The organism is Ruegeria sp. CDSC052, assembly GCF_059610685.1.
Window position 1 is genome coordinate 1 of sequence record NZ_JBXWOB010000025.1, and the last position, 9282, is coordinate 9282.

A 9282-nucleotide genomic window follows, 5' to 3' on the forward strand; every position below is an offset into this window, starting at 1 on the left:
CGCAGATGGCGTGCAGTTTGGTGTTCATGCCGCCCTTGGTTCGGCCAATCAGGCGTCCACGCCCCCCTTTTTGACGCTCATGCTGGTCGCTGTCCGATGAGCCTTCAGATAGGTCGCGTCGATCATCACAGTCTTCTGTTCGCCGTGCTCGGCGGCCAGACCGGCCATCATTCGCGCGAAGATGCCCTTGTCGCTCCACCGTTTCCATCGATTGTACAGCGTCTTGTGCGGTCCATAGGCGCAGCCGAGGACACGGTGTTGTCTAATAGGGTTGCCCGAGGGGAAAGGCAGCGTCTTACCCCAGATGGCCAGAGGCGTTTGGCTTGTCCAAATCCTGCTGGCCCTAAAACAAGTGCGGCGGTGCGGGCTGCGCTGTTACTTTTTGCGCCAGAACAGGTTGTTTTTTTTGCGCAGTACAAAATGGTGGGAGTAGGACAAGCAGAGCCCGGATCTTGCCAGGCCAATCATGGTTACTAGGATTACGCGCTTAGGGGCGCCATTGTGCGCAATAAGATATGGAATCAATCTGCGGTGGACTCATTGAGGCCTACTTTCCTGAATCAATTTGGCTGAAACACTATCTTTAAGGGTTTGATATGATATCTATTTTATTGCAGCTAGATGTCGTAATACCTGTCCATTGCAAGGCGTGGTCGAATGCTCCAGTGGCGCGTGGGCTGCAGCTGAAAATCTACACCAACGTGAGCAATGGTCCCTCGGCACGGATTGCTCGATAGTTCTGACGGCTTCCATCTCGAAAACCTATCAGATGAGAAATCAGGGGATGTCCATTCCATCAGAGCCCTTCTGCACCTAGCCGCTATCTACCCCAGAGCATCGGGTAAAGGACCAATCACTACGCCGCCATTGCCCAGCACGCTTCGGTCTTTCTGTTAGACCGTTGCCCCTTTGATACGGATCGCAGAACCCAGTGTCCCGGCACACAGACCCACAACAATGGCGATCAAAAGTTCGGTCGTTGCAACATTGGCAAAGTCCCAATGGGCAAACAGCAGCGTCCCAACAATGCCGATCAAACCGCCCATCATGGCCCCCAGCCAGAGGCGGCGCGTCATCATGCCAAGCGCAACGCCCAGAATGCCTGGAAGGCCGATGATGTTGCCGCCGATTGTTCCCAGAAGTTCCAGCATAACTTACCCCTTTTCAGTCCGACTGTGTGGTCAGGTATGACCGGATTTCTGCGCTGCCGTCTGCAACCTGTTGTTGCAAGTTACCTGCGGATTTATTAGACAGCGCATCGGTGATTTTCTGGTATTCTTCCTGATAACCCTGCGGCAGGCTGTGTGCGATGCCTTGGTGGCAGTCGATGCAGGTCATGTTGTTGTCAATTGCCCGCTGATGTTCCGATGCAGCGCGTGCTTCTTGAATGGTGAAATCCATATAGTCAAAGTTATGGCAGTTGCGGCACTCGCGGCTGTCAGAGGCCTTCATCTTTTTCCAGACCGCCGAAGCCATACTTAGCCGATGCGCTTCGTATTTCTCAGGCGTGCTGATGGTTCCGGCAAGCTCGTGATAGACATCTTTAACAGCCATGATCTTGGCCTTGATCTTGTGGTTCCATTCATGTGGCACGTGGCAGTCAGAACAGATCGCGCGGACACCGGAGTGGTTGTTATAGTGGATCGTCTCGCGGTATTCGCCCAGATTGGTTTCCATCGTGTGGCACGAGGTACAGAATTCCTCGGTATTGGTCAGTTCCAATGTCCAGTGGAACCCACCCCAGAACAGAATACCGGCCAGAAACCCGGCGAGGATCAGAAAGCCCGAGCTGAACATAACAGCCGGGGTCCAGATCGCGTTCCAGAGGCGGCGGATCCAACCGCGGTTTTCGGGGGAGTCTGCCATCTTGGTGCTCCTTTCAGACATGCGTTGGATTAGTTGCCGGACGAGGGTTCAAACACGTTGTCGACCAACGCAGGCGCATCTGCCTGAGGCACGTGGCACTGGTTGCAGAAATAACGGGTCCCGGCGATGTGATCCAACTCATTGCCGTCACGATCCAGATAATGGGTCATCGACAGGGTCGGCGCATTGCGTTCCCCGGCTTTGGTCCAGTCATGGCAGGACAGGCATTGATTGGTGCGCACGTCAATCTGGTATTGCTCGATCGAGTGGGGGACAAGCGGTGGTTGCTGGCGATAGTTGCGCTGCATCCGTCCTTCCACGTTCTTGTGAATCCGGTCCAACGGAATGGGTTCATCCACCTCGGCGCCACGCAGGGTTTGCACCGTCGCAGATTGCGCAAGGACGAACCCGCTCAGGAATATAACGGGGATCAGGGCGACGACACCTGTGAGGATTGGCTTGTTCATCTCGGCACTCCCTTAAATAGGTCTGGCTACGCGCGGTTCAGGCGCGGGAACTGGATCGGAAGGTGCGGCGACTTGGTCGTCGAACCGGTGAGTAAATTTGAAGACATCAACTGCACAGACATCGATACAGCGACCGCAGTTTGAGCAGTCGGTTGACAGGATCAGCGGCGTGGCACCCGGCTTGCCCTTCAGCGCGGGCGAAATGATGTGGTTTTCGGGGCAGACGGCGTAGCAATCCATGCAATCGTCACAGGCCGAGCGGTTAACCGCGCTGACCCGCAACAGGCTTTTGGTGCCGATCAGGCCATAAAACGCACCGACCGGGCATATGTGGCCGCACCAGCCGTGACGGGCGACAAGCACATCAAAGACAAAGATCGCAACGACCATGGCCCAGACAAAACCGGCCCCAAAGATAAGGCCGCGATGCAGCATGGTGATTGGGTTGATAATCTCCCATGCGATCACGCCGGTGAGGCCCGAGACGATCAGCGCGGTGGCCAATATCCACAACCGCGTGCGCCGTTTAGGTTGCCAACCTTTCGGCAAATCCAACCGCCTGTGCAACCAGTTGGCGGCGTCGGTCACCGGGTTGATCGGACAGACCCACGAGCAATAGACGCGGCCCCCGACCAGCGCATAGGCCACCACGACGATCAAGCCGCCAATCAAAGCGGTCATCGCCGGCCAATGCCCGGCGATGATGCTTTGCAACAGGATGAATGGGTCCGTCAGCGGCAGTACACCCAGGGTCTGCGATCCTGCCAAGGTACCTTTTACGACCCAGATGCCGAACCAGGGTCCCAACAGGAACAGGACCAGAAAGAACAGCTGACTGATACGGCGCAGTATCAGGTATTTATGCGCGCCGACCCAGCCTTTGACCGCCACGGCTTCTTGGCCTATGGGCATATGTGTGCGGGTGGTCATTGTCCCACCCCTGGAAGATCATAGCCGGGTTCAAAACCACCCGGTGCGATCAGGTTGTCGACCCCCGGGCCGGGCAGGCGGTCGGGCAGGTCGATTATGCCTTCAACAACCGGCGCGCCCTTGGCATCTTTTTCTTCCCAACCTTTGCGGTAATGATCCGCGCTGCTGCCCCGCGCAAGACGTGCCGGCAATACCTTGATTGCGGCTTCTGGCAGAACACAGCTTTTTTCGCACATGCCACAGCCGGTGCAGCGGTCGGCATGTACGGTTGGGATAAACATTGCATGGTGGCCCGAGCGGGCGTTATGCGCCGTTTCCAAAGTGATCGCTTCGTCAATCACCGGGCAGACACGGTAACAAACGTCACACCGCAATCCCAGGAAGTTCAGGCAGTTTTCCTGATCGACCAAAACCGCGACGCCCATTTTGGCATCGTCAATGTTATCCAACTTGGGATCTAGCGCACCGGTCGGGCAGGCGGCAACACAAGGAATATCGTCGCACATTTCACAAGGCACATCGCGAGCGATAAAATATGGCGTGCCCGTCGCCCCGGCATCCGACCCAAGCTCGGCCAGTTTCAAGGTATCATAGGGGCAGTCTCGCACACACAGCCCGCAGCGAATGCAGGCCGACAAGAACTCCCGCTCTGGCAGCGCGCCGGGGGGGCGCAAAGCCTCGGCCGACAATGCACGGGCGTCGCGGGCCAGCCAGGCCAGCAGTGACCCGCCGACCACACAGCCGCCTGCCGCACGCGCCGTATCCTGAAGGAAACGGCGACGTTTCGGCGAAAGAGGAGTCTTGGCGAGGGGCATGGGGATTACCTTTGCGATCCGTGCCGATTACGCGCGCTCGACCTTACAGGCGCATTTCTTGTAGTCGGTTTCCTTCGACAGCGGACAAGTTGCATCCAGCGTCAGCTTGTTGGTCAACTGATGCTCATCAAACCACGGCATAAAGACCAAGCCGCGCGGCACCTTGTTACGCCCGCGTGTCTCAACCCGACTGGTGACCTCACCACGGCGGGTCGACAACACGATTTCCTGCCCGCGGCGCAGGCCGCGATCCTTGGCGTCTTGTGGATGCATATAGACAACTGCCGACGGGAAGGCCCGGTGCAGTTCCGGCACCCTGCGTGTCATCGAGCCTGAATGCCAATGTTCCAGGACGCGACCGGTCGACAGCCACAGATCATATTCTTCGTCCGGCTCTTCTGCGGCGGGTTCGTAGGGGGCAAAGATGATTTTTGCCTTGCCGTCCTTGTGACCGTAGAATTTAACATCCGCGCCTTCGGGCACATAGGGATCGTACCCTTCGCGGAAGCGGTAAAGGGTTTCTTGCCCGTCCACGACCGGCCAGCGCAACCCGCGCGCCTGATGGTAGGTTTCGAACGGTGCAAGGTCATGTGCGTGACCACGGCCAAATTCGGCATATTCCTCAAACAGGCCTTTCTGAACGTAGAACCCAAAATGCTCGGATTCGTCGTTGTCAAAGCCTTCCGCAGTTTCGGCTAGCGGGTACTTGTCCACCGATCCGTTGGCGTAAAGCACATCATACATGGTCTTGCCGCGGTGTTCGGGCATCTTGGCCAGCAGTTCTTCATCCCAGACCTCTTCAACGGTGAAGCGCTTCGAAAACTCCATCAACTGCCACAGGTCAGATTTTGCTTCTCCTGGCGCTTTCACCTGCTGGCGCCAGAACTGAGTACGGCGTTCCGCGTTGCCATAGGCGCCTTCTTTTTCGACCCACATGGCGGTGGGCAGGATCAAATCGGCAGAGACAGCCGTGACCGTTGGATAAGGGTCAGAAACTGCGATGAAGTTTTCCGGGTTGCGATAACCCGGGTAACCTTCCTCGTTGATATTGGGTGCCGCCTGCATGTTGTTGTTGCACTGCACCCAATAGGCATTCAGTTCACCATCCTTCAGCTTCCGGTGCTGCAAGACCGCATGGAACCCGGGCTTAGGTGGAATAGTGCCTGCCGGGATATTCCAGGCGGTTTCGCAAATCTGACGGTGTTCGTCATTTGCCACCACCATGTCTGCAGGCAGGCGGTGGGCGAACGTGCCCACCTCACGCGCGGTTCCACAGGCCGAGGGCTGACCGGTCAGCGAGAAAGGCGAGTTGCCGGGTTCAGAGATCTTACCAACCAGAAGGTGCACATTATACATCAGCGAATTCACCCACGATCCGCGGGTGTGCTGGTTGAAACCCATGGTCCACAAGCTCATCACTTTGCGGTTCGGGTCTGCATATTGTTGCGCCAGCTTCTCAAGTTTATCGGCGGGCACGCCAGACAGTTCGGCTGTGTATTCCAGCGTATAAGGTGCGACCGCCTCGGCGTATTCTTCAAAGCTGATCGTCTCGAGCTTGCCCGAGTTTGGGTTCTCTGCCTCTTGCTGCAGCGCGTTTGTATCGCGCAGACCATAACCGATATCGGTGGCGGTTTTGGTGATGTTGACGTGCTTGTTGACAAACTCTTCGTTCACCGCGCCGTTCTGAATGATGTAATTGGCGATGTAATTCAGGATCGCCAGATCGGTCTGCGGGTTAAACACTAGGCCATTATCGGCAAGCTCGAACGAGCGATGTTCGAATGTCGATAGAACATGCACTTCGCATCCCGGCTTGGTCAGGCGCGTGTCGGTCAGGCGCGACCACAGGATCGGGTGCATTTCGGCCATGTTCGATCCCCACAGCACGAAAGTATCCGCGTGTTCCAGATCGTCATAGCAACCCATCGGCTCGTCAATTCCGAAGGTACGCATAAAGCCCACGACCGCGGACGCCATACAGTGCCGCGCGTTGGGGTCGATATTGTTGGACCGGAACCCGGCTTTCATCAATTTCGAGGCAGCATAGCCTTCCCAAACCGTCCACTGGCCTGACCCGAACATGCCGACACTGGTCGGGCCCTTCTTGGCCAGCGCCTCTTTCCACTTGGTGGCCATGACGTCAAAGGCTTCGTCCCAACTGACCGGCTCAAACTCACCGTTCTTGTCATATTCGCCGTTGGTCTTGCGCAGCAGTGGGGTGGTCAGGCGATCCTTGCCATACATGATCTTGGACAGGAAATAGCCCTTGATGCAGTTTAGTCCGCGATTGACCGGCGCGTCAGGATCGCCCTGAGTGGCGACGACACGCCCGTCCTTAGTGCCGACCAGCACAGAACAGCCGGTGCCACAGAATCGGCAGGCAGCCTTGTCCCAGCGAATGTCTGGGGCACCAGCCTGCGCGTTGGCTTGACCGGTGGCCAGAGGAATACCTGCGGCAGAGGCCGTCGCTGCGGCCGCTGAGGCCTTGAGAAATGTCCGACGAGATTCTGATATGGTCATAGCGTGGGCCTCCGGCTGGTGGTTTGGCTTGGGGCATCGGGATGCGGATGGCCGTCCGCAATGTCCTCGAAATGGTGGTACGTCAGCGTCAGAGAAATCACCCCGGGGATCTGGTGCAGGTCCATGATGATCTCGGACGCAAGGCGTGTCGGCGTGTCTTCGACAACAATTACGAAACGACCGTCTTCGGCCTCGGCGTGAATTTCGACACCGACAGTGTCTTTCATTGCCTCGGACGCCGCCAGTGCCTGCGCTGGCGCGAGATGTAATAGGCATCCGCAGATATTCATTGGCTGACTTCCGTTTGAGATATGGTTTTGCGTTTCAATGTGACGGCATCGACCGGGCAAGACGCCATACACGACCCACAGCCAGTGCAGGCGTCGAGGTCTAATGATGGACCCGCGCGGCCACCCAGTTGCAGCCTGAAGCTGATGGCGTTCTGTTCGCAATTATCCTGACACACTCGGCAGCTGACACCATTGACAGACAGGCACGACGCAGCTTCGACCGACGCGCGCCACGGCCAATCTTGCAGGCGTTCTATGTCCAGGGCATCCGTGGGACAGGATTGGGCGCAACTCCCACAAAAAGTGCAGGGACCCTCGGTGGGTTGAAACACCGGATACCCATCCTGACCAATGGCAATCACACTTTCGGGGCAAGCCTCGACACAGTCGCCACATTTACTGCATTGATCTGCAAAGCCAGGCACAACCGAACCCGGAGGTCGAACAAGATTACTGTCCTCCCGGAATGCGGTGACGCCCAAAAACGCGCGTCGGCTGGTCAGTTGACTCATATCGCTTTGACCTGGCTATCTATGATTCCTTTTCTGAGTTTACTGCATAATCGTTCTGAGGCTGGTACATTTTGATCCAGATCATAATTTGAGCGCATCGTTCTTAAACGTTTTGAGCTATTTGACGTCTGGAATGCCACCATCCGTGCTGCTTGAAACCAGATGTGCGATGACACAACAAAGTCAAACCGCCATCTGTCTCAAAACATCTGATGACGTATAGCCGTCCATTGCCTACCGTTGCCGCGTCGACATGTGATTGGGCCGTAGATCATGTCGTCGCGCAAATTCATTGACCTCACACCCAGGACCGACGACTTGGCCACAACACGACCCTTGAACGGTTCTGAAGGTGTAGACGCCCCCGCTGGCCTCGGTGTGCCATTGTGGGTTTGCAAACAAACTGAATGGAGGCGTCACTGGAAGAGATTGGCATGATTGGCCTGGATTTGGCGAAGAATGTGTTCCAGGTGCACGGAGCGGCTAGAACAGGTCACCCGGTTCTTCAGAAGAAACTGCGCAGGGGCCAGGTCCTCGAGTACTTTGCCAAATTCCCGCGTAGCGTGTTTGCAATGGAGGCCTGCACCAGTGCGCATTATTGGGCGCGCGAGATCGGTCGTTTGGGTCACAAAGTCAGGCTGATCAATCCGGCCACGTGAAGCCATTCGTCTAACGTCAGAAGAACGATATGGACGATGCAGAAGCAGAACTGTGAAGCTGCAAGTCGACCAACGATGCGCATTGTTGCTGTGAAGCGTGAAGAGACCTAGGCGTCAGCGATGGTTCTTCGGTCCCGGGAATTGTTGGCTCGGCAGCGCACGCAATTGATCAACGCTCTGCAAAGTCACCTTGGCGAGCTAGGTCAGGTCGCACCGACAAATCTCTGATCAGCACGTCGAATGTAGAGTGTCAAAACCTGACCATGCGTATGCCCATGCGCCGTTTTACCCGCCTGACAAGTGGTTTCAGCAAGAAGGTTGAAAACCGCATGCACTCCGTTGCGCTGCGTTTCATGTACTACAACTCTGTGAAGGTGCATCAGACGTTAAAGGTGACACCTCCAATGGAAGCGGGTTTGACTGATCGCCTCTGGAATATAGCTGAACTGGTTGCTATCGTTGATGCCAACGAACCCGCACCAAAGAAGCGTGGAAACTATAAGCCCCGTAATAAGGCACTTTCAAAGTGACCCAATCCCGTACGATCCGCGTATATTAGCGCGTTGATATATGAAGTCGTTCATGAAACCGGCCAGGCCAAAGGTATTCCGAGCCAACCATCAGCGGGTTTTCCATCCACTTCGCGACTGACAAACGTCTGCCTTCGAAGATCTCGAAACGCACCGGCTTCTGCGTCTTACTCTGCAGAACGGAGGCTCGTTCCTTGACCTGTCCGGAGGCCATTACATCGACCACCTGCATTCGGACCAGATCGCAGCCTCGGAGCTTGTTGTCTATTGCCATATTGAAGACGACAAAGTCCCGGTGGATTTTGGCTAGCTCAAGTCCAACCCTGATCGCCCAGATGTGTTTTGGTTTCAGAGGGCGCTTTTGTCCTACGATCCGGCCCTTGTTTCAGGCCGGGCGAAGCGCGCGAATGGCGGGTAAGTTTGGTGTTTCCATGACTGATCCTCCGAACCGCCATTCCCTCCCACTTCGACAACCCGACGTTGACCGGTGCAGCATATCACCGGATGCTGCATCGCATTCGACGTCCAGTGTGAGCCCAAAGCGATAGAGTTTCAAACCTAACATCAAACTTTTCGAGGGCTAAAACAACTGCTACTCCCTTATGAATGATTGTTTGTTGAGCAGCCTCATCTGACTGGTTCAATTTGATTGTTAGTGCATCATTGGCCTGTGATCCATTGAGATGATGGTTT

At 56.1% G+C, this 9282-nt stretch carries 10 protein-coding genes and 3 pseudogenes; 2 read left to right on the forward strand and 11 right to left on the reverse strand.

Translation table 11 applies throughout. The features are described from left to right. The 9 genes and pseudogenes from AC2FIM_RS20110 to napF form a co-directional block, all read right to left on the reverse strand. Positions 1-237, reverse strand: a pseudogene (locus AC2FIM_RS20110) (IS5/IS1182 family transposase); the annotation flags it as partial. A gap of 656 nt (positions 238-893) precedes the next feature. Beyond that, on the reverse strand, positions 894-1151 hold the full coding sequence (locus AC2FIM_RS20115; protein WP_142640413.1) for a hypothetical protein: 258 nt from the start codon (positions 1149-1151) through the stop codon (positions 894-896). Between the two features lie 13 nt (positions 1152-1164). After that, on the reverse strand, positions 1165-1866 hold the full coding sequence (locus AC2FIM_RS20120) for a NapC/NirT family cytochrome c (protein WP_496708381.1): 702 nt from the start codon (positions 1864-1866) through the stop codon (positions 1165-1167). A gap of 29 nt (positions 1867-1895) precedes the next feature. Continuing rightward, positions 1896-2333, reverse strand: coding sequence for a nitrate reductase cytochrome c-type subunit (locus tag AC2FIM_RS20125; RefSeq protein WP_185956760.1), 438 nt, complete (start codon positions 2331-2333; stop codon positions 1896-1898). Between the two features lie 12 nt (positions 2334-2345). Beyond that, on the reverse strand, positions 2346-3263 hold the full coding sequence (napH, locus tag AC2FIM_RS20130) for a quinol dehydrogenase ferredoxin subunit NapH (RefSeq protein WP_496679893.1): 918 nt from the start codon (positions 3261-3263) through the stop codon (positions 2346-2348). After that, positions 3260-4078 carry a ferredoxin-type protein NapG gene (napG, locus tag AC2FIM_RS20135; RefSeq protein ID WP_271952794.1) on the reverse strand — a complete coding sequence of 273 codons (819 nt, stop codon included), beginning with the start codon at positions 4076-4078 and terminating at the stop codon, positions 3260-3262. The genes napH and napG overlap by 4 nt, the downstream gene beginning before the upstream one ends. Before the next feature lie 27 nt (positions 4079-4105). Beyond that, positions 4106-6598, reverse strand: a complete 2493-nt coding sequence (gene napA / locus AC2FIM_RS20140) for a nitrate reductase catalytic subunit NapA (protein ID WP_271952796.1) — start codon at positions 6596-6598, stop codon at positions 4106-4108. Continuing rightward, entirely contained in the window at positions 6595-6888 is a 294-nt protein-coding gene (locus tag AC2FIM_RS20145; RefSeq protein ID WP_496679888.1) for a chaperone NapD, read from the reverse strand. The genes napA and AC2FIM_RS20145 overlap by 4 nt, the downstream gene beginning before the upstream one ends. Then, complete coding sequence (gene napF, locus AC2FIM_RS20150) at positions 6885-7400, reverse strand: ferredoxin-type protein NapF (protein WP_496679885.1); 516 nt, start codon at positions 7398-7400, stop codon at positions 6885-6887. The genes AC2FIM_RS20145 and napF overlap by 4 nt, the downstream gene beginning before the upstream one ends. Before the next feature lie 407 nt (positions 7401-7807). Between napF and AC2FIM_RS20155 the strand changes: the two are divergent. Beyond that, positions 7808-8272: pseudogene (locus AC2FIM_RS20155) on the forward strand (IS110 family transposase); the annotation flags it as partial. Continuing rightward, positions 8254-8589: pseudogene (locus AC2FIM_RS20160) on the forward strand (IS1 family transposase); the annotation flags it as partial. The pseudogenes AC2FIM_RS20155 and AC2FIM_RS20160, both read left to right, overlap by 19 nt. A 25-nt stretch (positions 8590-8614) precedes the next feature. Here the strand turns inward: AC2FIM_RS20160 and AC2FIM_RS20165 are convergent. Both AC2FIM_RS20165 and AC2FIM_RS20170 read right to left on the reverse strand, forming a co-directional pair. Then, a complete protein-coding gene (locus AC2FIM_RS20165; protein WP_246097372.1) occupies positions 8615-8863 on the reverse strand; it encodes a site-specific integrase in 249 nt (82 codons plus the stop codon). Between the two features lie 223 nt (positions 8864-9086). Beyond that, a partial coding sequence (locus AC2FIM_RS20170; RefSeq protein ID WP_271952802.1) for a hypothetical protein occupies positions 9087-9282 on the reverse strand: 196 nt, incomplete at its 5' end.